Here is a 22,307-nt window from a genome sequence, read left to right on the forward strand (position 1 = left end):
TATCGATCTGCCCCCCGAGCCGGGCGAGCTGGGCACGCAGCACCGACGCGGAGAACTCGTTCATCCGGAAGTTCGACCCCGACGTCTGATGCAGATAACGACGATCGGTCCGCGGCCGGCCGCAGCTGTGACGCAGGAACGCCTGCTCGAACTGCTCCGCGTCCGAGAACGTCACCAGACCACCCTCACCGGCGGTCATCAGCTTCCCGTTCTGGAAACTGAACGCCGCGATACCACCATGCTCACCGACCCGCCGGCCCTGCCAACTCGCCCCATGCGCGTGCGCGGCGTCCTGGATCAACGGGACACCGGTGTTCGCGGAGATCTTCCCGAGCGCGTCCATGTCACAGAAGTGACCGGCCATATGCACCGGCATGATCGCCCTGGTACGAGACGTGACCGCGGCCTCCACCCCGGCCGGATCGAGACAGTACGTCTCCAGATCGACATCGACGGGCACCGCGACCGCGCCGAGCCGCTGCGCCGCCTGCGACGACGAGATGAACGTGAAACCAGGCACGATCACCTCGGTACCCGGACCGACCCCGAGCACCTGCAACGCCAACTCCAGCGCATGCGTACCGTTCGTGACCGCCAACGCGTACGGCGCACCGTGATAGTCCGCGAACTCCCGCTCGAACGCGTCGACCTCACCACCACCCATCCGCCACCACTGACCCTGATCAAGCGCACGGATCAACCCGGCACGCTCCGCGTCATCGAACTGCGGCCAGACCGGGAAGTCAGGAGCCGTCCGCCGGCCGTCACTCATCTGCGCCACCCTTCAGGGCTGTATGCGGATCATGGATGTATCCGGGTGGGATCGACGCCGACCGTGCTGACAGCGGCCCCACCTGTCGTGCTGTCGTGTTTCACGCACACAAGCCGGCGAAGGTCGTGCGCGGGAGCTATTTATACCGGAACGGACAACCAGGTCAGACGGCCAGGGAACAGTAAATACTGGTGGGGGGCGCGAACGGTGCTGTCGCAATCGCGACAGCACGGAACGCGACCGTCGGCGGGCTTGTCGGGCCGTCGCCGGTTCTTCGGCCTCGCGGCGACGTTGGCCTGCTGGAAGCGATTCGCCGTGCGAGGCGGGCTTCTGTACCTTCACGAAAGGGCTGCGTTGCCAAGAGTGCATGGGGGTGTGCTCTGCGCTTCCGGCAAAGTTGCCGCGGTCCGTCCTTCGCAAGGTCGGCGAGCGTGACCTCTACTTGCCTGTAAAAGTACGGTGCTCGCTCCCCGGTAAAAGCGCGACAACCACCTCTATCCGAGAGGCGCAGACCTGCTCCGCTGTAGTCGGATCACCCCGCCCTTTCGTAAGGGTCGTGTGCCGAGAAAGTCACCAGCCGGCCCGGCGGGCGAGCTCGAGCGCGTAGTCGACCCAGAACACTCCGGCCTGCGGCCCGCCGTTGCAGGTGCCGTCGGACTCCCCGGGCATCTTGATCCACAGCAGTGCGTCCACGGCGGGCCGGCCGGTGCTGGTGGTCGGGGGCGGGCCCAAGGCCCGACCCGGCGGATTGCACACATCATTGCCGGCAGGCGGGCCCAGCCCGTTGCGGCTGGTGTCCACGACGAAGCCCGTGTCAGTCCCGAGCTGGCGGACCAACGCCTCACCGTAGTCGATCATCGTTTCGGTGCGGGCGAACCGTGAGGTGTTCAGCGCGAAGCCACGGACGTCGGCCACCCCGGCGAGGCGCAGCCGCCGCGCTGCCTCCGTCGCGGAGAGTGTCGACCCGCTGCCGATATCGAGGTACACGGTCGCCCCCGCGCGGGTCAGTGCCGCGGCCGCCTCGCGGATCAGCTGGTAGGTGGTCTCCACCTCCGCCTCGCCCAGGCAGTTCAGGTTGGCCAGCACTGCGGGTTCGAGGATGACGACGGCGGGCCCGGGTGCCAGTCCAACCGCGACCTGGGCGATCCAGGCCCGGTAGTCATCGGGTGAGCCCGAGCCGGCGGCCGGGTAGGCCGCGCAGTCGTGGGCCGGGAGCCGATATACAGCCAGCACCGGCGTCGCGTTGGCGAACCTGCCGCCCGCGACGATGCCCCGAACGTTCGCGCCGACCTCGGTGGTGGCGTTCCAGCTTCCCAGCCAGATCGCGGTCGGCGTCCGGGCGATCCGGTCCAGCAGCGCGGCGTCGGCCGGCCGTTCGGCGCGGATGCCGTCCGCGGCGATCTGGGCCTGCACCCCCGGAACGGCGTAGAGGGCACGGCCACCCGGCGGGTTACTCCCACCTGGGGCGGCACTGCCCGACGCCGCAGGGGCAGTCTGTGCCACCGCCGTCGACGGGGCGGGGTCGCCCGGGCCGGCAGGCCCGCCGGCACATCCGGTCAACACCGCGAGGAGCGAGCCTGCGCACAGGGCCGCCACGCGGCGGCGGCGCCCGCGCCGCGTCAGCGGAGGCGCACTCGTGGAGCCATGAGGCAGCTGATCCATCAGAACTTTCTCCCGTTGGGACGCCGGCAATCTACAACGCCCGGATGACGTCAGAAAGAACCAGCAGAACCCTCACGTGAATGCCGAGATGATCGACTGCGGGTGCGGACGGCGCGGACTGTCGGGCCGGGCCCGGCAGTTACGTGAAGGTTCGGACGGTGAATCCCCGCGCCTCCAACCCTCAGTCGTTTTTCTCACAGCAAAACCATAGTCGGGGGACCTGTCGGGTGGCCACCGCCGCCCATGTGTCATCGTGTCAGTCCAACATCCGACCTGCGGAAAGGACGGCGTGTTCGCGGACCGAGCGGAGAGCCCGACAGGCCCCCGGCCAGAAACCCGGGCATCGATTCGGGCGCGGCGACTCACCGCACCCGGCCCGGGGCTGCGCATTGTGACCGCGGCGGTGTGGGCCTGCGGTATCGCCGGCGTTGCCGCGGTGTTCGGGTCATTCGATCACTGGGTGCAGGCGACTCTTTCCGACCGAGGTGCCCACCTGCTGGTCGTCACCCGTTCCGGATGGGATCTCCCGCCATCCGGGCAGGTGGTCTTCGCGCTTGGACTCGTGGCATTGATCAGCATGCTGACTGCCGATCCGGGCGGCAACCGGCGCTGGCTGGGACTCGCCCCGGCGGCCGCCGGGGCGGTGATCGTCGCGGTCACCACCATGCGTGTGCACGCGGCCGAGCCCATCACCCGGACCCTGGCGCGGCTCCGCATCGGCACGTTTCAGACGGAGAAACCAACGGTCGCCGCAGGCACGGCGACGGGCCTGTGGATCTGCGTCGCCGCCGGGGTGCTCATGATGATCGCCGGAATCATCTGGGTTGCACTCGACCGACCAGCCCGTACCTCGGTCGACGTGCCCACCGACGCGCCGGTCGGCACCGAGGCACAGTGACATGGCATACGACTACGCGACCTTCTCGACGCTCGCCGGTCCACTGCAGGAGCCGGAACCCGACCGGACCCATCACGTGGCCTACCGGCGCGTCATGGCCGGCAGTGCCCTGCGCCAGGTTCTCCCGCTGCTCGTGGTCACGCTGGTGCTGTCATCCTTCTTCTTCGTCTGGCTGATCCAACCGCAGCACTTCCCGGACACGCGATATCTCCCGACCGCGGTAGCCGTCGGAAACCACATCATGTTCTGGCTGATCGTGGTCACCGAGGGCATCCGGCTGCTGAACTCCGTGATCCTGTGCTGGTCGGCGACCCTCATGCGCGACCCGATCCCGGTGACGCCTCCCCCCGGGCTGCGGGTCGCCTTCACCACGACGATCGTCCCGTCCAAAGAGCCGCTGGACGTCGTCCGGGACACCCTGATCGCCGCACGCAACATCCGCTACAGCAGTCCGATCGACGTGTGGCTGCTCGACGAGGGCAACGACCCCCAGGTCCGCGCGATGTGCCAGGAGATCGGGGTCCGCCACTTCACCCGCAACGGCGTCGACCACTGGAACACCCGAAAGGGACGGTTCCGGGCGAAGACCAAGCACGGCAACCACAACTCGTGGCTCGACCTCCACGGCGACCGGTACGACGTCGTCCTGTCGGTCGACCCCGACCACATCCCGCTGGCGAACTACGCCGAGCGCATGCTCGGCTACTTCCGGGACCCGAACGTCGCCTTCGTCGTCGGACCGCAGGTCTACGGCAACTTCCGCCACTACCTGACCCGCGGCGCCGAGGCGCAGAACTACATGTTCCACTCGGTCATCCAACGCGCCGCGAACCGGTTCGCCTGCGGCATGTTCGTCGGCACCAACCACGCCTACCGGGTAAGCACCTGGCGACAGATCGGCGGCTTCCAGGACTCGATCACCGAGGACCTCGCCACCTCGTTCGCCGTCCACGGCGCCCGCAACCCGGAGACCGGCCACCGCTGGACGTCGGTGTACACGCCGGACGTCGTCGCGGTCGGCGAAGGCCCGACCTCCTGGACCGACTTCTTCAGCCAGCAGTTGCGCTGGGCCCGCGGCGCCAACGAGGTGATGGTCACCGAGGCGCCGCGGCGACTGAAGGCGCTGGACTGGGGTCCCCGCCTGCACTACTCGACGCTGATGCTGCACTACCCGACGGTGGCGATCACCTGGTTGCTGGGCGTCGCGCTGACCGTCTGCTACATGGCGCTCGGCTCGACCGGCGTCGTGGTGAACGTCTCGTACTGGCTGGCGCTGTACATCGACGTCTTCGTCGCCCGGCTGCTCCTCTACTTCTGGCTGCGCCGTTTCAACACCAGCCCACACGAGGAACCCGGCAGCGCCGGGATGAACGGAATCTTCGTCTCGGTGCTGTGCATGCCGTTCTACTCGACCGCCCTGGTCGGAGCGCTGTTCCGCCGCAAGCTCGGCTTCGTCGTCACCCCGAAGGGCGACGCGGCCAGTCCGGACCGGCTGCTGACCTTCCGCAAGCACCTGTTCTGGGCGCTGATCTCGGCGGCGTCGATCGCGGTGGCCGCAAGCCTCGGCCGTGTCTACCCCGCGAACATGATCTGGGCTTCGCTGTCGCTGGTCACCTGCCTCATCCCGATCATCCTGTGGATGGTCGAGCCCGTCCTCGCCCCGCGCCGCGCGGCCGCGCCCAACCCGCTGCCGGCAGCGCACATCCCCTCTCAGCGGGTCGGCAGGACAGCCGCCACCGCCGCCACCGCCGGCACAGCCGACGCGGCAGCTGCCGCCGCCCGTGGCGGCTCGGACGGTCGGCCGGATCCCGCACCTGTGGGCGCGCAGACAGGCGGCGATCCAGACCCGTATGCCGACGACGAGGCGCTGTCCGGTCTGGTGGCTCTGGGTACCGGTGCCAGGCGGGTGGACAGCCCCGGCCGCTATGACCCGGACGACGAGGCCACGGACCGACTGGAACTCGCCGGGGTCGGCCGGGCGTCCGGCGCGGATGCCGACGATCCGGACGGCGGCGACACGGTCCTGATCGCGCCGCCGCTGCTGGCGGCCCTGCGCGTCCGCGGCGGGGCATCCGCCGGTGCCGGTGGCAGCGCCGGTGCGACCGTCGGGGCCGGCAAAGCCGCCGCCGACGGCCCGGAACCGTCCACCACCGTGACACTGCGCCGTCCCAGACCGGCGAGGCCGATCGACCCGGCCAGCCCTGCCGCCGTCAGGGCCGCCCGCATGGCTAGGGCGGCGGCGCGCGGGGCGGGCGCAGTGGCAGACGCGAACGACGGCGCGGGAGTGACCGGCGCGACCAGGCGCACCGGTGCGGGCGGCCCGGACCTCCCGGCCAATCCCGGCTACACCGAGGACGTCACCCTGCGCCTGCACCCGCGACGCCGCCGCGTCTCACCCGAAGGTCTCCTGGAGGAACTCGACTGATGGTGGTGGAGAGGATCACCGGACCGCGCCGTCGCCGCGTCATCCAGGTCTGCTGCCTCGTCGCCGTGATCATCGCCGGCAACGGGCCGTTCGTCGGGAGCTGGGCGTCCGCGCGTTACCAGAAGTGGCGCTGGCACCAGCAGTCCTACATGAGCGAGTACGGCCGGTGGGACGTCATCGCGGACTCCGGTTCCCGGTCGGTGCACGCGGCGCTGCTGCGTACGGGCAAGGTGCTGCTGGTCGCCGGGTCCGGCAACGACAAGGCCGCCTTCGACGCCAAGCGCTACGAGACGCTGTTGTGGGACCCCGTCGCGAACACCTTCAAGAAGATCTACACCCCGTGGGACGTCTTCTGCGCGGGCCAGGCCTTCCTGCCGAACGGCAACCTGCTGATCTCCGGCGGCACCAAGGCCTACGAGGTGCTCGCCCAGGACTCGCCCGACGGGCAGAAGAAGGAGTACCAGGGGCTGAAGGACTCCTACATCTTCAACCCGCAGACCGAGCGCTACGAGAAGACCGGTGACCTCAACCACGCCCGCTGGTACCCGACACTCGTCACCCTCGCCAACGGCGCCGTGGTCGCGGTCTCCGGCCTGAACGAGACTGGCGCGATCGACCCGGGGAACACCGAGTCGTTCGATCAGGCGACGCAGAGCTGGATCAACCATCCGGAGCTGAACAAGGAGTTCCCCACCTACCCGTCGCTGCTGCTCGCGAGCGACGGGCGGCTGTTCTTCTCCGGTGCCAACGCCGGCTATGGGCCGGCATCCCTCGAAGCACGTCAGTCCGGGCTGTGGAACCTGGCGGACAACAGCTTCCAGCCGGTGGGCGGGCTGCCTTCCCCGGAGATCAACGAGACTGCCGCGACCGTGCTCCTGCCGCCCGCGCAGGAGCAGCGGGTCATGTTCCTCGGTGGCGGTGGTGTGGGAGACACCCAGGTCGCGACGGCCCGCACCGCCATCGCCGATCTCGACGCGCCGAACCCGACCTGGGAACGGGGGCCGGACCTCGAGGTCGCCAAGCGCTACCCGGGAGTGGTGGTCCTGCCGGATGACACCGTGCTCGTCTCCGGCGGCTCCACGGCATACCGCGGCAAGGACTCGCGGACGGCCCAGCTTTACCACCCGGACACCAACACCTTCACCGAGGCGGCCGACCCGCTGGTCGGCCGGGACTACCACAGCAGTTACCTGCTCCTGCCGGATGGCAGGGTCGCGGTGTTCGGTTCCAACCCGCTCAGCGACGACAACTTCTTCGAAACCAGAATGGAGGTCTACAGCCCGCCCTATCTGTACAAGGGCGAGCGACCGGTCATCCGGACCGCGCCGTCCACCGCCACCCGGGGCTCGACGATCAGCCTGTCGGTCTCTCAGGACGTCTCCAAGGTCCGGCTCATCCGGCCCGGCGCCTACACCCATGTCACCGACACCGAGCAGCGCTCGGTGGCACTGCCCGTGGCCAGCCAGGCGAACGGCACCGTCACGGTCAGCGTCCCGGAGAATCCGAATGTGCTGCCACCCGACTGGTACATGCTTTTCGTCGACAACGGTGCCGGTGTCCCGTCAGTGGCGACCTGGGTCCAGGTTCAATGAGATGCGTTGGGTGAAGGTCATCGGATGATGGGCGGATGATGGTCGGAGAACAGCGTTGGATATGGCAGGTCCGGTGAGCCGACCTCTACGGGCCCGGTTCCTGGTGGCGCTTCTCCTCCTGTCCGGGCTCGCCGCCTGCGGGTCCGAGGGGTCGGGTGTACCTCAGCCGCCGACCGCGACGCTGCTCAACGCCGCAGGCAGCGAGTCGGGCACCTGTGCGGGTGCCTCGGCTGCCTCGGGCGCCTCGGGCGCGCCCGCTTCGGCCGCAGCCGGAGCGGTCGGTCGGCGGGGCCCGGCTCCGCGGCAGCCGTTTTTCACCGACCCGGCAAGCCAGGCGGCCGACGCGGCCGCGTCGGACCCGGCCCATGCCAACCTGATCGAGCCACTCGTGCGGACGCCGACCGCCTTCCCGGTCGGAGACTGGCTACCCGATGTGACAGCGGCGGTGCGCCAGCGCAGCGAGGCAGCGGCCGCGGCGGGCGCCACCGCGGTCTTCATGATCTACGCGATCCCGCACCGCGACGCGGGCGCGGGCTTCTCCGCCGGTGGCGCCCCGAACGCCGCCTCCTATCGGGCCTTCACCCGCCAGGTGGCTGCCGGCATCGGTCCGAACAACGCCGTCGTCGTCCTGGAGCCGGACTCACTCGGCCAGATCGACAGCCTCTCCCCGGCCCTGCAGGAGGAGCGTTACCAGCTCCTGAACGACGCCGTCGACGTCTACGCCGGACTGGGTGGCACCAGCGTGTACCTGGACGGGGCGAACTGCGGCTGGACCGAGCCGGCCGCCATCGCCGAACGACTCCGGCGGGCCGGCGTCGCGCATGCCCGCGGGTTCGCGGTCAACGTCTCCAACTACTACCGCACCGAGGACGAGGTGGCCCGCGGAACCGTCATCTCCGGCCTGACCGGCAACAGCCACTTCGTCGTCGACACCTCCCGCAACGGCCGGGGGCCCGCCGAGGGCATCGAGAACGCCTGGTGCAACCCACCGGGCCGTGGCCTCGGCCCGGCACCGACGACCGCTACCGGAAACCCGCTCGCCGACGCGTTCCTCTGGATCAAGACGCCGGGAGCCAGCGACGGCGAGTGCGGCCGAGGTAATCCGCAGGCCGGCGCCTGGTGGCCGGAGCAGGCGGCTGAACTCGTCCGTAACGCGGCCTGACAGGCGGTGATCCGGTATGGATGACCGCTCTTCCTCGATGAGCCGAGACCGAGCCGTGGCCACCATCGTCCGGCCGGACCGGCCGGACCGGCCGGACCGGCCGTCGGTGACTCGGCGCCGTACGCGCCGTACGCGCCAGGTGAGCCGGGCGCGCATGGCGCGCTCCCGGCCGCGACGACGGCTGGCGATCGCGGCGGCGGTGGCGGTCGTCACCGGGTTCACCGTGTGGACGGGGACCGGTCCGCTGCCGCCGCACGCCGGCGCGGACGCCTACCTCTCCGCCGACGCTCCAACCGAGACGCCCGACACAGGCCGCACCGATGCTCCGAGCGGCCAGCGCGGCGCTCCCGACAGCGGGCCCGGGGCGCCCGACGACCCGGCGACGGCGTCGCCATCGGTGCCCTCCGCCGCACCACCGTCGGCAAGCGCCGCCGCGGCCCCGTCCGCCGGCCCTACCCCGGGTGCGGCCCCGAGCACGCTCGCCGCGGGCGGTATACCCGGCTCCGGGGGCAACCCGATCGCCGGCGCGTCGTTCTACGTCGATCCGTCCAGCGACGCGGCCGTCGCAGCCCGCGATCTGCGTGCCACCAACCCGACGGACGCCGACCTGATGGCCCGGCTGGCCCGCGGCTCGGCCGCGGCCTGGTTCGGCGACGCGGACCCGGCCACACTGACGGGCCGTGTCCGGGCACAGGTCGCGCTGGTCCGGGCGGCCGGCGCGCTGCCCGTGCTGGTCGCCTACGGGATCCCGCACCGCGACTGTGGCAGCTACTCCGCCGGCGGCCAGTCCAGCCCCGACGCCTACCGGGCGTGGATCTCCGCCTTCGCGGCGGGCGTGCGGGGCAACCCGGCTGTCGTCATCCTGGAGCCCGATGGCCTCTCCCAGGTCGACTGTCTGAGCACCGCGGACCGGCAGACACGGTACGACCTGCTTCGCTACGCGGCTGTGGCGCTCACCGGAGCCGGTGCCGCCGTCTATCTGGACGCCGGCAACGCCGGTTGGCACGGCCCCGCCGAGATGGCCACCCGGCTACGTGCCGCCGGCGTGGAGCAGGCCCGTGGATTCGCACTGAATGTTTCGAACTTCGACGACTCTGCGAGCGAGATCGCCTACGGCCGGCAGATCTCCGCGGCCCTCGGCGGCGACGTTCACTTCGTCGTCGACACCTCCCGCAACGGCCAGGACCGGGCACCGGACGGAGCCTGGTGCAATCCGCCCGGGCGGGGCCTCGGCGTGCTCCCGACCACTGCGACCGGAGATACGAGTGTCGACGCGTTCCTTTGGATCAAAGTGCCAGGAGAGTCCGACGGGACCTGCAACGGTGGCCCGCCCGCCGGTCAGTGGTGGCCCGAGTACGCACTCGGGCTGGCCCGCCGTGCAGCCTGACCAACGTCACCAGCACCAGCACCACCAGCGGCGCCGGTGCCGCGTGCGGGGAGCCGCCGTCCTCATGGTGGCGGCGGCCATCGCCATGGCAGGCTGCGGGGCTGGGACGGACACGCCGGGCACCGTCGTCGACCTGAGCCAGGTCGAAGGGGCCGCCGGGGTCCGCGGCATCACGCTGGCCACGCCGATGCCGAAACCGACGACCGCGTTGACCGACACCGCCGGCAAACCCTTCGACCTGCGGGCCGCAACCGCGGGAAAGCTGACCCTGGTCTTCTTCGGCTTCACGAACTGCCCCGATATCTGTCCCACGACGATGGCGGACCTCGCCGCGGCGCGCTCCCTACTCGGCGCGGCCGACCAGGCTCAGCTGCGGGTCGTGTTCGTCGCCACCGACCCGGCCCGGGACACCCCGGCAGCCGTGCGGCGCTGGCTCGGCCAGTTCGACTCGTCGTTCATCGGCGTCACCGGAACATGGGACGACGTCGCGCACCTGGCGGACCAGCTCGGTGTGCCGGTGCAGGCACCCCGCCAGGGCAGCGACGGCTCGTGGACCGTGACGCACGGCTCCCAGGTCACCGCCTTCAGCCCGGACGGTGTCGCCCGGGTCGCGTACCAGGCCGGCACCAGCGTCGAGGACTACGCCCACGACATCCCCCTGCTCCTCCGCGGCGAGGTCTGACTTCATTGATATCCCCCCGACCCGCTATACCGACAGGCCCGACGGCCGCCTGCGGGCGGTGGGCAGGAGGGACGGGTACTGGATGAAGTGATCGACCCCGGGCAGGTCCGTGCCGGGAGGCACGATTTCGTCGATGGCGTCGAGCACGTCGTCGTCGAGGTCGACGTCGGCTGCGTCGAGCGCGTCGTCGAGGTGCTTCATGGTCCTCGGCCCGATGATCGTCGAGGTGATCGCGGGATGGCTGGCGACGAACGCCATGGCCAGCTCGGTCAGGGTGAGGCCGGCCTGGTCGGCGACGGTGCGCAGGGCATCCACGGCGTCGAACCGGGCAGGGTCGGCGCGCTCGGCGGCCGAGCTGACCGTGCCCTGCATGAAGGGGCTGGCAGGGTCGTACCGTGAGCCGTTCGCGGGTTCCTGACCGCGCTGATACTTACCGGTCAGCCAGCCGCCGGCGAGCGGGCTCCAGGGGATGACCGCCATCCGGTGTCGCTGGCAGGCGGGCAGCACCGACTGTTCGATCGACCGCGCGAAGATCGAATACTGCGGCTGTTCGCAGACGAAGCGTTCGCTGTTGCGTCGGGCGGCCGCCCACTGGGCCTCGACGATCCAGTCGGCGGGGAACGACGACGAGCCCAGGTAAAGGACCTTGCCCTGGCGCACGAGGTCGGTCAGCGCACCGAGGGTCTCCTCGAGATCGGTGGTCCAGTCGAGCTTGTGGATCTGGAAAAGGTCGATGCGGTCGGTGCCCAGCCGACGCAGACTGCCCTCGACTGCCTGCGTGATCCATCGCCGCGACGATCCCCGCTGGAGCCGGCCGCCCATGGGGAAGTAGCACTTGGTCGCCAGGACCACCTCGTCCCGGCGTCCGGCGACCGCCTGCCCGACGATCTGCTCGGCCTGGCCGCCGGAGTACACGTCGGCGGTGTCGATGAAGTTGATGCCGGCGTCCAGCGCCCGGCTGATCACCCGGACACTCTCGTCGGGATCGACGTTGCCGAGCCGGCCGAAGTTCATCGTGCCCAGGCACTGGCTGCTGACCTCGACGCCGGTCGTTCCGAACCTGCGGTATCTCACGTGGCCCCCGTCACTGGGATAGCTGAATAGCTGGAGAGCTGGAGAGCTCGGGGGACCTAGACGGCGATCGGGAGCTTCTCGTAGCCGCGGACGGTGCTGGTGTGCAGGCGCACCGCGTTGTCGCGGTCGACCTCCCAGGTGGGGAAGCGCCGCAGGGTCTCCTCCAGCGCGATGCGCCCCTCCATGCGGGCGAGCGCGGCACCGAGGCAGAAGTGCGGCATCCGCCGCCACAGCGGATGCGGGTCGAGGTCGACCGTCCTGTCGAACGGATCCCAGTACAGTCCATCACTCACGGCTGCGCGCCTTCTCGAAGGGCCCGCCGGGGTACCGGGAGCCGCATGCGGGCCTGGTTGCTGGTGCTGCGGTCCGACGTCAGCCGGGGTGCTTCTGCGCGTAGAGCCGTGCCCACTCCTTGCGGGAGCGGATGGCGGTGTCGACGTCCGTCGCGACCGCACGGCGGGCGCCGACGGTGGCCCGCTCACGCGGGATCTCGGCGAACGGGTCCCAGTTGAAGAACCGGCAGGCGTTCTCCCAGGTGATCTTGTTGATCTCCTCGTCGTTCGCCCCGGCCCCGTTCAGCTCGTTGAGGACGAACTCGGGTGCGTCCGGCCAGATCGAGTCGGCGTGCGGGTAGTCGCACTCCCAGGCGATGTTGTCGATGCCGATCTCGCGGCGCAGCTTCAGCGAGGTCGGGTCGGTGACGTAGCAGGCCAGCGAGTGCTCGCGGAACACCTCGCTGGGCAGCCGGCCGCCGAAGTCGCGGCGCAGCCACTTCTGGTTGGTGTAGTGCCGGTCGCAGCGGTCCAGGTAGAAGGGGATCCAGCCGATGCCGCCCTCGGAGAACGCGAACTTCAGGTTCGGGTAGTTGCGCATCGCCGGGCCCCACAGCAGGTCCTGCACCGCCAGCGACGAGATCTGGCACGCCAGGATGATCAGGTTGTCGATCGGGCCGTCGGGCGCCAGCTTCAGCGCGCCGAAACCGGTGCCGATGTGCAGGCACATCACCAGGCCGGTGTCGGACAGGGCCTCGAAGACCGGCCCCCAGTAGGTCAGGTCGTGGTAGCTGGGCAGCCCTTCGAGGTGCGGCAGCTCCGGCATCGTGACGGCCCGGGCGCCCTTGGCGGCGACGCGACGGATCTCGTTCACCATCAGCTGCGGGTCCCAGGTGGGCAGCAGCGCGAGCGGGATGAACCGGCCCGGGTAGGTGCCGCACCAGTCGTCGATGTGCCAGTCGTTGTACGCCTGGATCATGATGACCGTCAGGGGGTCCTTGAAGTGGTTCAGGTGCCCGGCCGAGAACCCGGCGAAGGTCGGGAAGCACATCGAGGCCAGGATGCCGTTGCGGTCCATGTCCCGCACCCGGTCATGGATGTCGTAAACGGCGGGGCGCATCTCCGCGAAGCCGGCCGGGTCCTTGGCCCATTCCTCCGGCGGCCAGGTGACGACGGCGTTCAGGCCGCTGACACCGGTGACCCGACCCTGGTAGATCCACCTGTCCACACCGGACTCGTCGGTCTCGACGTGCGGGGCCTGGTCGGCCAGCCTGGCCGGGACGTGGTTGGTGAACATGTCTGCCGGCTCGACCACGTGGTCGTCGATGCTCACCAGCACCATGTCGTCGACGTTCATGATTCTCCTCGACGGGTGGATGGCCCGGCGGTCGTGTCCGGCCAGGCTTCTGGGGGTCGCAGACCTTCTGCGGTTTACCGTCGTGTGCGCCGGCGGTCCTCACATCTTTCGGAAATCCCAGCTGGTGAGTTTTTCCGGGGTCAGCCGCAGCCAGGCGTGCCGCCCGTCGTAGTGCATCTCGTCACGGCCGGTGTACTTGCGGGCGAAAAGTAGCTCGGGCTTTTCGAGCTCGGGATCCGGCGTGCTGGTCCGGGGAGCCTCTCCGACGCTTTCGAGCTTTCCGCGGAGTTCGACTCCGTGCAGCTCGTTGAAGGCATGCCCGCCGTCGATCAGAACCGCCACCCGTGGGTCACGGGCGATGTCCGTCCAGCGCTGGCTCTTCACGACCGAGTTGAGCCACAGCGCGGCGCCGTCCCACACGAACCACAGCGGAGTCAGATGCGGTCCGCTCGGGCTGGACGTCGCCACCCGGCAGGTCCGCTCCTCCGTGAGGAAGGCATCGATCTCGGTCGGGCTCATGGCGATCCGGCGGCCACGACGCTGCTCTTTCATCGTCTTCTGTCCCTCGTGAATGTCGAAGATCTACTGGACGGTGGGCTTGCGCAGCCGGCCCGGGGCTTCGGTCAGGTCACCGGCCCAGAAGGAATTTCACGACGGGGGTGGCCGCGGGGAAGGACTCGGCGATCCCGGCGCTGAAGTAGCCCGAGTCGGCGGTGAGGGTGATGCCGTTGACGGCCGAGGCGGCGTCACTGCAGAGGAACAGCAGCGGGTAGGCCTGCTCCAGCGGGGTCGCGGGCAGGGAGCCCACCTCGGCGCGGTAGTCGGTGCCGAAGCCGAGCCACCGCTCCTCGTTCGCCCGGGCGAGGGGGGTGTCGGTGGGGCCGGGGCAGATCGCGTTGATCCGCACGCCCTGCTTCAGCAGAGACATCGCCTGGGACGCGACGTAGGCGCAAACGGCCCGCTTGCTCCACATGTAGTCGGCCTTGCCGTGGTCCACCGCCCACTTCGTGGCCTCGTCGAAGTCGGTGATGGCGAGGTACTCCCGCAGCAGCGGCAGGTCCGACTCCCAGCCCAGGCCGGCGGCGGAGGAGATGAAGCCGATGGCGGAGCCGCGGGGCAGCAGCCCGCCGGCGAGAAGGCGGTCGATGAGGTAGCGGTGGCCGATGAAGTTGATGCGTTCGATACCGGGGGTTCCGTCGGCGACGCCGGCGGCGAGCAGCAGGGCGTGGACGGGGCCGCCGAGCTGGTCGACGGCGGTGTCGATGGAGGCGGCGTCGGCGAGATTGACGTCGATGCCCTTGGCGCCCGGGAGCGTGACCTCGGCGTAGTCGGCGACGAGCACCTCGGCGCCGGCACTCAGCGCGAGCTCCGCGGCGGCGGCGCCCATGCCGGTGGCACCGCCGACCACCAGGACCCGCTTCCCGTCAAAACGGAAGGCGTCGAACAACGTCATGTCAGTGTCTCCAGGCTCTTGGCTGAGGTGCGTGTCACGCGACCACGCCGCGGATCTTCAGGTCGAGGACGGCATCCTGATCGAGACCGAGCTCGGCGAGGATCTCGTCGCCGTGCTCGTTGAACAGCGGCGCGCGTCCCGCCGGCGCGGGCTGCCTGCCGTACTGGACCGGGGCGGCGGCGAGGCGGAACGGGATGCCGGTCGCGCTGGTGCACTCCTGGACGTACCCGTTGGCGACGGCCTGGGGGTCCGCGGCGGCCTCCAGGGTGTCCTGGACGACGCTCCACTGGCCGACGAAGCCCGCCAGTCGCTCGCGCCACTCGGCCAGCGTGTGTGCCGCGAAGGTGCTCTCGAGGATGGCGATGGCCTCCCTGCTGTTCGCCATCAGAGCGGCGTGGTCGGCGAACCGGGGGTCGGTCGCGAGATCGGGACGGCGGATGACCTCGCACATCGGTGGCCAGTATCTGCCGGCCTGCAGACAGGTGAAGGAAAGCCACCGGCCGTCCTTGGTCCGGTAGTTGCCGGTGAGCGGGTTGGATCGCGGCGCGTCGGCGGGTGGCGGGGTCCACGGGATGTCGAGCAGCAGGGAGAGGGCGAGGGCCTGGCCCATCGCCCACATGCCGGTCGCCATGAGGGAGACGTCGACCTCGGTGGCCTCGCCGGTGCGCTCGCGGTGGAACAGCGCGCCCATGATGCCGCCGGCGATGGTCATGGCGCCGATGGAGTCCCCGAAGCCGGGCGCGGGCGGAACCGGGACGTGGCCGTACTCGGGCCGCATGACGCCGACGGCGGCGCCGGCACGGGACCAGAAGGCCAGCGAGTCGTAGGCCCCACGGTCGGCTTCGGGGCCGCGTTCACCCTGGCCGGTGCCCCGGACGTAGATGATGCGCGGGTTGTGGGCGCGGATGTCGTCGACGTCGACGCGCAGCTTGGTCCGCACGCTGGGCAGCTTGTTGGTGAGGAAGACGTCGCAGGTGCCCGCGAGCCTGTAGAGGATCTCGCGGCCGGCCTCGGAGGTGAGGTCGAGGCCCAGACTGCGCTTGCCGCGGTTGGAGTGCTCCATCAGCACGTGGACGTCCTTGGGAACAACCGCCACGCCGGACGAGGCCAGCGCGCGCATCGCGTCACCGCGCTCGACGTGCTCGATCTTGATCACGTCGGCGCCCCAGTCGGCGAGCAGCGCGGACGCCGCGGGTACGAACGTGTGCTCGGCGACCTCGAGGATCCGCACCCCCTGCATCACCGCGGTCATGAGCACTCTCCTGTCTCATCTCCGGCGGCGGCCGTGGGGCCCGTCACGGCACGAGACAGGCGACGTAGTAATCGTGGCTGCACACCCACCCCTTATGCGACTAGTGGTCGCTTATCCGTTGGTGAGTATGCGAGCGGCGCTCGCATAGTGTCAAGATGGCCCCGGCGGCCTCGGTAGCGCACCACGTCCGGATCGGCGAACCCGGGGCATGGATGGGGGTACGGCCAGTTACGCGACCAGCTCGCCGGATGCGTGGTGTTCGCCTTCCAACCGGCGGAGGAGTCCCTCACCGGCGCGGCGGCGATGCTCGCTGACGGCGTGTTCAGCCAGGTCCGACCCGCGGAGATCCATGCCCTGCACTGCGGCCCGTTCCCGGTGGGCCGATTTCTCGTCACACCCGGCTACGGCCTGCCGGGCGCAGGCCCAGGCCGTCGGCGCCGTGGTGCGGCTGTCCTACCGATGCTGGCCGCCGAACCGCTACACCGAGATCCGCGCGGACGTCGAGCGTCTCGCGCGGTCGGAGGGCGCGGCACCCGACTTTCCTGCCGCGCCATTTCCCGCGCTGGTCTGCTCAGAGCGGGACGGCCATGCGATCGGGGGACACCTGCAGCGGGCGCTGGGCCGCGATCACGTGGCGGCGATCGAGGCCGCGATCCCGTACGGCGGTGAGGACTTCGCGCTTTTCCTCGACCGGTACCCCGGCACGTAAACGTTCCTCGGCGTACGCGCCCGGCGCGGCCGTCGAGACCAGCTACCCGCACTTCGGCGCCTTCAATCCCGATGAGCGGGCCATCGGCTACGGCATACGCGCGATGGCGGGCTGGCTGGCCGCCCGGGCCGGCATCAAAAGATAGCTCAGGCCGGTCCGTTGGGAAGAATTCCTGGTTACCTACAATTCCGAAGATGAGCGATGCCACCGGAATCGAGACAGAGGCCGATGTGCAACAAGAGGTTCCTCTCCGGCACAACGAGGGCTTCCGTATGCTGTGGATCGGCCAGCTGCTCTCCGATACCGGCTCAGGAATCGGCCTGCTCGCCTACCCGCTGCTTATCCTGGCGCTGACCCACTCGGCGGTGCTCGCCGGAGTGGTGGGGACGTCGCGGGCAATTACCCTGCTGTGCCTGCACCTGCCCGCCGGGGCGCTCTCCGACCGGTTCGACCGGCGGCTGACAATGATCGTTTGTGACACCATGCGCGCGGTCCTGCTGGCCCTGCTCGGCATCCTGATCGTGACCGACCTCGCGTCCTGGCCGGTCGTCCTGGTCGTGTGCCTGATCGAGGGAGGCGCAGGCGCCATCTTCAATCCGGCGGCTGCCGCGGCACTGCCGGCGATCGTGCCGGACCGGCAACTGGACCGGGCGTCGGCCGCCACCGAGGCCAGGACCTACGCTGCCGCCCTGGCCGGCCCGGCGCTCGGCGGGGCTCTTTTCGGACTGGGCCAGGCCGTTCCGTTCCTCGCCAACGCCGTCTCCTACGTTGCCTCGTTCGGCACGGTGAACAGGATCCGGGGGCAGTTCCTCCCGGAGAACGCGGCCGAGCGCAAGGCGCTGTGGCGCGAGGTCGCCGATGGCCTGCAGGTCGTCTGGCAGGTGCCGATCCTGCGCGCGGTAGCGATAACGGCGCCCTTGATGAACTTCGCCTTCACCGGCGTGACCTTCACGGTTACGCTCGCGCTGCGTGAGCACGGTACGTCCACCGCGGTGCTCGGCCTGGTGCAGGCGACGATCGCGGCCGGCGGGCTGCTCGGCGCCATAGTGGCACCCCGGCTGCAGGGGCGTATGCGCCTGGGAGCCCTCGCCACCACGATCACTCTGGCTGGGGCCCTGCTGTTCGGCGCCGCGGCACCGCTCCTCCCGTCGCCGCTGGTGGCCGCGCCGATCGCCTTGGCGCTGCTGCTCGCGCCGGCCGTGAACGCCGCGCTGTTCGCCGTGACGCTCCGCAGTGCCCCGGCAGAAATGCGCGGCCGGGTAATCAACACCGTCGTCATGGCGACTACCGCGCTGGCTGCGCTGGCGCCGCTGACCGCTGGGCTCTTTGTCCAGCACGTTTCCGGAGCCTGGGCGGTGGGCGCCTTTGCTGCCACGGCCGCCGCCGCGGCAGTGCTGTGCCTGATCCTGCCAGGTTTGCGACGTGCTGCATGAGCCGCACGGCCCCACAAGCGTTACGTCGACAACGCGGCCGACCTCGATCGGCCGCTCGCGGTCAACCTGCGCGGCCCCTTTCTCGGGATCCAGGCCTGGCTGTGGAGTCGGTCGTGATCAAAGCGCGACGCTAGGCCGCGACATCTTCGTGTCCCAGGGGCAAGCAGGCGCGATGTGTACCTGCGGCCACGACTGCCCCCATTTCTCCACCGCCGATGACGGGCGACCGCTGGCATGGTGCCCGGTAAGCCCGCCGCCCCGGGCCCATTGCGGCACCCGCCATCCCTGGCAAGGGATCGATGGCGCCGCCACCAGTACGCCGGCGACGGTGGCCAGTGCGACAAGGACGGACCCGCCCGGGCATGCCACGTTGCCGGGACCTCAAAGCGATGTAGCCGGACCAGGTGTCGGCGGCCGCAGCGCGGCGGGAGATAGGCGAGCACGTCCTCACCGGCTTGTTCCTGAACAAATGATGTTCACGTCGTCCCGGCGGGGACATTCATTGATTCCCGACAATCACACCATATATCAAAAGGAACTAAAGCCACATTTCCAAGCATAGTCTGGGTAAACAGGTGAAGCTGATATTGTTCTGCAAACTTCGTTGTCGCTGGGTATCGGAGTTGTTACGCTGGAATCCGCGGAGGTTCGCTCGACTTGTTAGCGGCTGACTTCCCGTCCGGGGGGATCCATGTCCTGACGCGAGTGGACTGACCAGTCTGGGTCGGCGTCGGGCGAACAGAATTCGCGGTACCCGCTGTTCCAGTTACAGCGTGACCTGATGGGTCACGCCGGCAGAAGGGGTAGGCGTATGTCTCTTTATCACACTGAGATCCAGTGGGGTGGCCCGGGGGCGGAATGGCACAAGGACGCCGACCTGCAGATCGTCATTGGCAACCGGAACCAGGTCGTGCCCTCGTCGGGCCGGCCGGAGACCGGGACCCAGGTGACCTGGTCGGGCCCCCAGGGCAACGGCAGCATCACGTTCTTCGACAACGGCGCGTCGTTCCAGGGCGCGGCGCAGTTCCCCGGCGAGGGCCCGGTCGCCTACCGTGGGTCGGCGGCGTAGGAACTTTTCGGTGAACCCTCGGTAACACGAGAAGAATCCCACGGCGACGCCCCGGGTATGCAGCTCGCTGCCCTCGGCGTCGTCGTGGGATTCTCCGTCTCCCGGAAGCATTTGGGTTAGTGGTCACGCCCGGCGGGGCCCGCTTCGCTTACCGAGCTCGAGTTGGCAAGGGTAAATCCGGATCCCACGGTGCATCACGCAAACCCCACGCGAGGGAAATGTCCCCTGGTGTCCTGAGCCCGCTAGTTCGAAGGCTGATCGTGGACTTGGTACGGTCCGGTCGCCGGTCAGGGTCCTTCGAAGCCGATGATGGTTCCGAACGGATCGATGATCTGGCAGATTCTGCGACCCTCGGACACGTTGAGTGGGCCGCGGTGGTGGACGCAGCCCGCGGTGAGGAGGCGTCGGCGGGTGGCGTCGAGGTCGGTGACAGCCCAGTAGACGACGGGTGATCCGCCGCGGGGGTTACGGTCGTCGTCGGCCTGGTGGAAGCCGATCTCGACGCCGGCGACGGTGAGCCAGGCGTAGACCGATTCGCCGTCGATGTCGAGGTGGACGTCGGCGTCGAGCTGGTTGGCCCACCAGCGCGCGGACTTCTCGGGGTCGTCGGCGAACGTCATGACGGTGGTGACGGGACCGAACATCGGATGGCGCCTCTCCGCGGACGGGTGGCAGGGTCGGCGCAGTGTTGGCTACGCGGCGACCTCGGTCCGGTATCGTGGAGCGGCCGGCCGGCGTGGCGCAATTGGTAGCGCACTCGACTTGTAATCGAGCGGTTAGGGGTTCGAGTCCCCTCGCCGGCTCCAGACAGATAGCCCCTGACCTGCGGTTTTGCAAAGTTGAAGATCATATTTGCAAGATCGAAATGGGTTTGGGTGCGCATTGGGTGCGCATTCGGCAATTTTGTGCAGGGAACGATCATGTGCGGGGTGTCGTCTTCGGGCGCCTGAGCCGGGTTTGCCGTCGCGACACCGCCCCCGAAGCGGTTACGTCCCGTCGCAATTCGCGGGTTTGAGTCGTGGGTGGGCTGTGACGAGAGCGGTGCGCGCCGGCTGACGGCGGCCGGTCCGCTATCCCGCCCCGTGGTTACCGTGGGTCAGGTTCGGACGTCCGCGGCGCGCCTGGGGCCGATGGTGGCCTCGGAACGCGGCACGACGGGATCGGCGGGGTGGTCCCGGGTGCCCGCGCCGTGGGTTCGGGCTCTCCGCAGCCGCGTTCCCCCTCGCTCGCTGACGCGGCCTGTGTCGGGCCGGTTGGCGGCGGTATGCGGTGGCGGGTCACCCGCGTGATATCCCGGCGCGTTCGCGTAGCACCTCGACTCGACATCCGTTCGGTCCTTCGTCATGCCAGCGCCGGTCGGCGACCTGGACCGCCTCGGGGAGTGCGCGGCGAACCGCTCCGGCGTAGGTACCGGAGCCGTCCCGATCGATGACCTTGGCGCCGCGACGGGCGTGTAGCCAGGCCTCCAACCCATCAGCGCCGCGGTCAGGCAGAACATCCACCGACGAGTCTGCGCGTCGGGCACGGCGACGATCGGGCACCCGCGCTACCAGATCAGATGCTCACCGAGCCGGACCGATCGGCACAGATAGTGACACGTTTACACGCGAGCCTCGCGTCATCTAAAGTGGCTGAACGTCTACTAGAGTTGTCCGCGGATGTGCGCCGGAGGCCCTCATGGAGAACGGTGACGTCATCGAGTCCGCTGTCGGCGGTCCGCAGACCGCGGTTGACAAGGCCTTGCTTCTCGTTCGGTCGCTGGCGGGCGAGGAGCGGGAGATCGGTGTCAGCGAGCTGGCCCGGCGTACGCGGATGACCAAATCGACGGCTTTCCGGCTGCTGGCCATCCTGCAGCGCAACGAGTTCGTGGAGCGGGTCGGCAGCGACTACCGACTGAGCGCTCACCTGTCTGACCTTGGATCCTGTGTCTATGGTCCGACGACGGCGCTGATCCACGACAAGCTGCTGCCCTATCTCGTGGAGCTTTACGAACACACGCACGAGACGGTGCATCTGGCGGTCCTGCATGGTGACGAGGTGGCGTACCTCAACAAGATTCATGGTCATCGGGCCGCGCGTTCGCCGTCCAAGATTGGTGCCCGGCTGCCCGCGCACTGCACGGGTGTCGGCAAGGCCATGCTCGCCTTCGATCCCGCCGCTGCTGAGATCGCCGCTCGTTCGGCCGCGTTGCCCGCGCGTACCGAGTACTCCATCTCCGGCGCCGACCTGCTGCGGGCCGAGCTGGCGCGCGTCCGCGAGAGTGGGATCGCATTCGACCGCCAGGAGGCCGCACTGGGCCTTTCCTGTGTCGCTGTGCCGATCCTGGGTCTTGCGAGGCAACCGCTCGCCGCACTGTCCGTAGCCGGACCGCATCAAAGATTTGATCCTGCGCGGTATGCGCCGATATTACGGCGGGTGGCCTATGACGCTTCTCGGGCTATTGCCGCCGCGACGGTGCGCAGAGCCGTGGGTTCCACCGCTGGAACGTGATCTTCTCCGTTCTCCGGGTTCGTGACGTGGATTCGCCTCCGTCGAAGGCGCTACGACCCGTCGTCCACATCCTTCCACTCCCGAGCTGAGGTGGAGGGTGCTGAGATCCTCGCCCGAACTCCACCGCCGTGCTGGGTCCGCAGCACCCCCGTGCCCGGCTGGACACGGGGAACGCTGACCACGACGTGCACGAGACTCTCCCCGGACAGCGACTGGTATCGGTGCGGACGATCGCCGGCGTAGCGTGCGAAATCCTCTTGCCGCAGCTCGATGGGGCTGTCTACCGGGCCGACGCGCACATGCCCGGTGATCACATAGAGATGTTCGAGGGTGCCCGCCGGATGGAGTTCGGGCTCTCCGTCATCCCCGTTCGCCATCGGGTGGATGCGCATCACGTAGTTCTCGATGACGCCGGATCCGTAGACATGGTCCAGCAGGCGGACCTCGTGGCCGTCATGGTGCTGCCAGACGACGTCACTCGCCCTTTGCACGGCGACGATCTGCTCGCGTTCGGCCACCAGGCGGGTCGACTGGCACGCCGAGAGCCGAGGCGATCGAGAAGAGTGTGTCGACGGTCGGGTTACCGCTGCTCTGTTCCAGCTTCGACAGTGTCTGTTT

20 protein-coding genes, 1 tRNA gene and 2 pseudogenes are annotated in these 22,307 nt (G+C 69.2%); 11 read left to right on the top strand and 12 right to left on the bottom strand.

Features of this window, described 5'->3' with window-relative positions; all coding sequences use genetic code 11:
* A partial coding sequence (locus FREUN1FDRAFT_RS29670) for an aminotransferase class I/II-fold pyridoxal phosphate-dependent enzyme (RefSeq protein ID WP_006544000.1) occupies nucleotides 1-772 on the bottom strand: 772 nt, incomplete at its 3' end.
* A 570-nt stretch (nucleotides 773-1,342) separates the two neighbouring features.
* The gene (locus tag FREUN1FDRAFT_RS29675; protein WP_006544001.1) at nucleotides 1,343-2,434 is read right to left on the bottom strand and encodes a glycoside hydrolase family 6 protein; all 1,092 of its coding nucleotides are present in this window, start codon (nucleotides 2,432-2,434) and stop codon (nucleotides 1,343-1,345) included.
* 391 nt (nucleotides 2,435-2,825) lie between these two features.
* On the opposite strand from FREUN1FDRAFT_RS29675, the gene FREUN1FDRAFT_RS29680 reads away from it, so the two are divergent.
* The 6 genes from FREUN1FDRAFT_RS29680 (at nucleotide 2,826) to FREUN1FDRAFT_RS29705 (ending at nucleotide 10,580) form a co-directional block, all read left to right on the top strand.
* Nucleotides 2,826-3,332, top strand: a complete 507-nt coding sequence (locus FREUN1FDRAFT_RS29680; RefSeq protein WP_050796095.1) for a Trp biosynthesis-associated membrane protein — start codon at nucleotides 2,826-2,828, stop codon at nucleotides 3,330-3,332.
* Nucleotide 3,333: 1 nt separating this feature from the next.
* Nucleotides 3,334-5,757, top strand: a complete 2,424-nt coding sequence (locus FREUN1FDRAFT_RS29685) for a glycosyltransferase family 2 protein (protein WP_006544003.1) — start codon at nucleotides 3,334-3,336, stop codon at nucleotides 5,755-5,757.
* Nucleotides 5,757-7,349: a galactose oxidase-like domain-containing protein gene (locus tag FREUN1FDRAFT_RS29690; RefSeq protein ID WP_006544004.1), complete on the top strand. Its 1,593-nt coding sequence runs from the start codon at nucleotides 5,757-5,759 to the stop codon at nucleotides 7,347-7,349. The genes FREUN1FDRAFT_RS29685 and FREUN1FDRAFT_RS29690 overlap by 1 nt, the downstream gene beginning before the upstream one ends.
* Nucleotides 7,350-7,422: 73 nt before the next feature.
* Complete coding sequence (locus FREUN1FDRAFT_RS29695; protein ID WP_232295475.1) at nucleotides 7,423-8,511, top strand: glycoside hydrolase family 6 protein; 1,089 nt, start codon at nucleotides 7,423-7,425, stop codon at nucleotides 8,509-8,511.
* 154 nt (nucleotides 8,512-8,665) lie between these two features.
* Entirely contained in the window at nucleotides 8,666-9,898 is a 1,233-nt protein-coding gene (locus tag FREUN1FDRAFT_RS29700) for a glycoside hydrolase family 6 protein (RefSeq protein WP_085948919.1), read from the top strand.
* A 43-nt stretch (nucleotides 9,899-9,941) separates the two neighbouring features.
* Nucleotides 9,942-10,580, top strand: a complete 639-nt coding sequence (locus FREUN1FDRAFT_RS29705) for an SCO family protein (protein WP_232295476.1) — start codon at nucleotides 9,942-9,944, stop codon at nucleotides 10,578-10,580.
* A gap of 24 nt (nucleotides 10,581-10,604) precedes the next feature.
* Here FREUN1FDRAFT_RS29705 and FREUN1FDRAFT_RS29710 read toward each other — a convergent pair whose 3' ends face one another.
* From FREUN1FDRAFT_RS29710 to FREUN1FDRAFT_RS29735, 6 genes and pseudogenes are all read right to left on the bottom strand, one after another.
* A complete protein-coding gene (locus tag FREUN1FDRAFT_RS29710; protein WP_006544008.1) occupies nucleotides 10,605-11,654 on the bottom strand; it encodes an aldo/keto reductase in 1,050 nt (349 codons plus the stop codon).
* 56 nt (nucleotides 11,655-11,710) lie between these two features.
* Nucleotides 11,711-11,878: pseudogene (locus tag FREUN1FDRAFT_RS29715) on the bottom strand (cytochrome P450); the annotation flags it as partial.
* Nucleotides 11,879-12,026: 148 nt separating this feature from the next.
* Entirely contained in the window at nucleotides 12,027-13,283 is a 1,257-nt protein-coding gene (locus FREUN1FDRAFT_RS29720) for an amidohydrolase family protein (protein ID WP_006544010.1), read from the bottom strand.
* A 99-nt stretch (nucleotides 13,284-13,382) separates the two neighbouring features.
* A complete protein-coding gene (locus FREUN1FDRAFT_RS29725) occupies nucleotides 13,383-13,835 on the bottom strand; it encodes a pyridoxamine 5'-phosphate oxidase family protein (protein ID WP_006544011.1) in 453 nt (150 codons plus the stop codon).
* Nucleotides 13,836-13,911: 76 nt separating this feature from the next.
* Nucleotides 13,912-14,736 (bottom strand): SDR family oxidoreductase, encoded by an 825-nt coding sequence (locus FREUN1FDRAFT_RS29730; protein WP_006544012.1) that lies wholly within the window; start codon nucleotides 14,734-14,736, stop codon nucleotides 13,912-13,914.
* Between the two features lie 34 nt (nucleotides 14,737-14,770).
* Nucleotides 14,771-15,988 (bottom strand): CaiB/BaiF CoA-transferase family protein, encoded by a 1,218-nt coding sequence (locus tag FREUN1FDRAFT_RS29735; RefSeq protein WP_006544013.1) that lies wholly within the window; start codon nucleotides 15,986-15,988, stop codon nucleotides 14,771-14,773.
* A 349-nt stretch (nucleotides 15,989-16,337) separates the two neighbouring features.
* Between FREUN1FDRAFT_RS29735 and FREUN1FDRAFT_RS45405 the strand changes: the two genes are divergently transcribed.
* The 3 genes from FREUN1FDRAFT_RS45405 to FREUN1FDRAFT_RS29750 all read left to right on the top strand — a co-directional run bounded on the left by FREUN1FDRAFT_RS45405 (nucleotide 16,338) and on the right by FREUN1FDRAFT_RS29750 (nucleotide 19,199).
* The gene (locus FREUN1FDRAFT_RS45405; protein ID WP_006544014.1) at nucleotides 16,338-16,697 is read left to right on the top strand and encodes a hypothetical protein; all 360 of its coding nucleotides are present in this window, start codon (nucleotides 16,338-16,340) and stop codon (nucleotides 16,695-16,697) included.
* A 194-nt stretch (nucleotides 16,698-16,891) separates the two neighbouring features.
* Nucleotides 16,892-18,130, top strand: a complete 1,239-nt coding sequence (locus tag FREUN1FDRAFT_RS29745; RefSeq protein ID WP_006544016.1) for an MFS transporter — start codon at nucleotides 16,892-16,894, stop codon at nucleotides 18,128-18,130.
* An 811-nt stretch (nucleotides 18,131-18,941) separates the two neighbouring features.
* Nucleotides 18,942-19,199, top strand: coding sequence for a hypothetical protein (locus FREUN1FDRAFT_RS29750; protein ID WP_006544017.1), 258 nt, complete (start codon nucleotides 18,942-18,944; stop codon nucleotides 19,197-19,199).
* Nucleotides 19,200-19,486: 287 nt separating this feature from the next.
* Here FREUN1FDRAFT_RS29750 and FREUN1FDRAFT_RS29755 read toward each other — a convergent pair whose 3' ends face one another.
* A complete protein-coding gene (locus tag FREUN1FDRAFT_RS29755; RefSeq protein WP_006544018.1) occupies nucleotides 19,487-19,843 on the bottom strand; it encodes a VOC family protein in 357 nt (118 codons plus the stop codon).
* A gap of 86 nt (nucleotides 19,844-19,929) precedes the next feature.
* Between FREUN1FDRAFT_RS29755 and FREUN1FDRAFT_RS29760 the strand changes: the two genes are divergently transcribed.
* A tRNA-Thr gene (locus FREUN1FDRAFT_RS29760) sits at nucleotides 19,930-20,005 on the top strand.
* 537 nt (nucleotides 20,006-20,542) lie between these two features.
* Here the strand turns inward: FREUN1FDRAFT_RS29760 and FREUN1FDRAFT_RS42185 are convergent.
* A pseudogene (locus FREUN1FDRAFT_RS42185) lies at nucleotides 20,543-20,701 on the bottom strand (transposase); the annotation flags it as partial.
* 175 nt (nucleotides 20,702-20,876) lie between these two features.
* Here FREUN1FDRAFT_RS42185 and FREUN1FDRAFT_RS29770 point away from each other — a divergent pair.
* Nucleotides 20,877-21,689 carry an IclR family transcriptional regulator gene (locus FREUN1FDRAFT_RS29770; RefSeq protein WP_006544019.1) on the top strand — a complete coding sequence of 271 codons (813 nt, stop codon included), beginning with the start codon at nucleotides 20,877-20,879 and terminating at the stop codon, nucleotides 21,687-21,689.
* 50 nt (nucleotides 21,690-21,739) lie between these two features.
* Here the strand turns inward: FREUN1FDRAFT_RS29770 and FREUN1FDRAFT_RS29775 are convergent, their stop codons facing one another.
* On the bottom strand, nucleotides 21,740-22,180 hold the full coding sequence (locus tag FREUN1FDRAFT_RS29775) for a cupin domain-containing protein (RefSeq protein ID WP_369809834.1): 441 nt from the start codon (nucleotides 22,178-22,180) through the stop codon (nucleotides 21,740-21,742).
* Nucleotides 22,164-22,298 carry a hypothetical protein gene (locus FREUN1FDRAFT_RS48285; RefSeq protein ID WP_369809835.1) on the bottom strand — a complete coding sequence of 45 codons (135 nt, stop codon included), beginning with the start codon at nucleotides 22,296-22,298 and terminating at the stop codon, nucleotides 22,164-22,166. The genes FREUN1FDRAFT_RS29775 and FREUN1FDRAFT_RS48285 overlap by 17 nt, the downstream gene beginning before the upstream one ends.
* Between the last annotated feature and the right edge of the window lie 9 nt (nucleotides 22,299-22,307).

Origin of the sequence: Parafrankia sp. EUN1f (assembly GCF_000177675.1) — a bacterium.
GTDB lineage: Bacteria > Actinomycetota > Actinomycetes > Frankiales > Frankiaceae > Parafrankia.

What these genes read in the sequence shown, in the direction of transcription:
- FREUN1FDRAFT_RS29675 (WP_006544001.1), bottom strand. Translation starts at nt 2,434, where the DNA reads ATGGATCAGCTGCCTCATGGCTCCACGAGTGCGCCTCCGCTGACGCGG.
- FREUN1FDRAFT_RS29685 (WP_006544003.1), top strand. Translation starts at nt 3,334, where the DNA reads ATGGCATACGACTACGCGACCTTCTCGACGCTCGCCGGTCCACTGCAG.
- FREUN1FDRAFT_RS29690 (WP_006544004.1), top strand. Translation starts at nt 5,757, where the DNA reads ATGGTGGTGGAGAGGATCACCGGACCGCGCCGTCGCCGCGTCATCCAG.
- FREUN1FDRAFT_RS29700 (WP_085948919.1), top strand. Translation starts at nt 8,666, where the DNA reads ATGGCGCGCTCCCGGCCGCGACGACGGCTGGCGATCGCGGCGGCGGTG.
- FREUN1FDRAFT_RS29720 (WP_006544010.1), bottom strand. Translation starts at nt 13,283, where the DNA reads ATGAACGTCGACGACATGGTGCTGGTGAGCATCGACGACCACGTGGTC.
- FREUN1FDRAFT_RS29725 (WP_006544011.1), bottom strand. Translation starts at nt 13,835, where the DNA reads ATGAAAGAGCAGCGTCGTGGCCGCCGGATCGCCATGAGCCCGACCGAG.
- FREUN1FDRAFT_RS29730 (WP_006544012.1), bottom strand. Translation starts at nt 14,736, where the DNA reads ATGACGTTGTTCGACGCCTTCCGTTTTGACGGGAAGCGGGTCCTGGTG.
- FREUN1FDRAFT_RS29735 (WP_006544013.1), bottom strand. Translation starts at nt 15,988, where the DNA reads ATGACCGCGGTGATGCAGGGGGTGCGGATCCTCGAGGTCGCCGAGCAC.
- FREUN1FDRAFT_RS45405 (WP_006544014.1), top strand. Translation starts at nt 16,338, where the DNA reads ATGCCCTGCACTGCGGCCCGTTCCCGGTGGGCCGATTTCTCGTCACAC.
- FREUN1FDRAFT_RS29745 (WP_006544016.1), top strand. Translation starts at nt 16,892, where the DNA reads ATGAGCGATGCCACCGGAATCGAGACAGAGGCCGATGTGCAACAAGAG.
- FREUN1FDRAFT_RS29750 (WP_006544017.1), top strand. Translation starts at nt 18,942, where the DNA reads ATGTCTCTTTATCACACTGAGATCCAGTGGGGTGGCCCGGGGGCGGAA.
- FREUN1FDRAFT_RS29755 (WP_006544018.1), bottom strand. Translation starts at nt 19,843, where the DNA reads ATGTTCGGTCCCGTCACCACCGTCATGACGTTCGCCGACGACCCCGAG.
- FREUN1FDRAFT_RS29770 (WP_006544019.1), top strand. Translation starts at nt 20,877, where the DNA reads ATGGAGAACGGTGACGTCATCGAGTCCGCTGTCGGCGGTCCGCAGACC.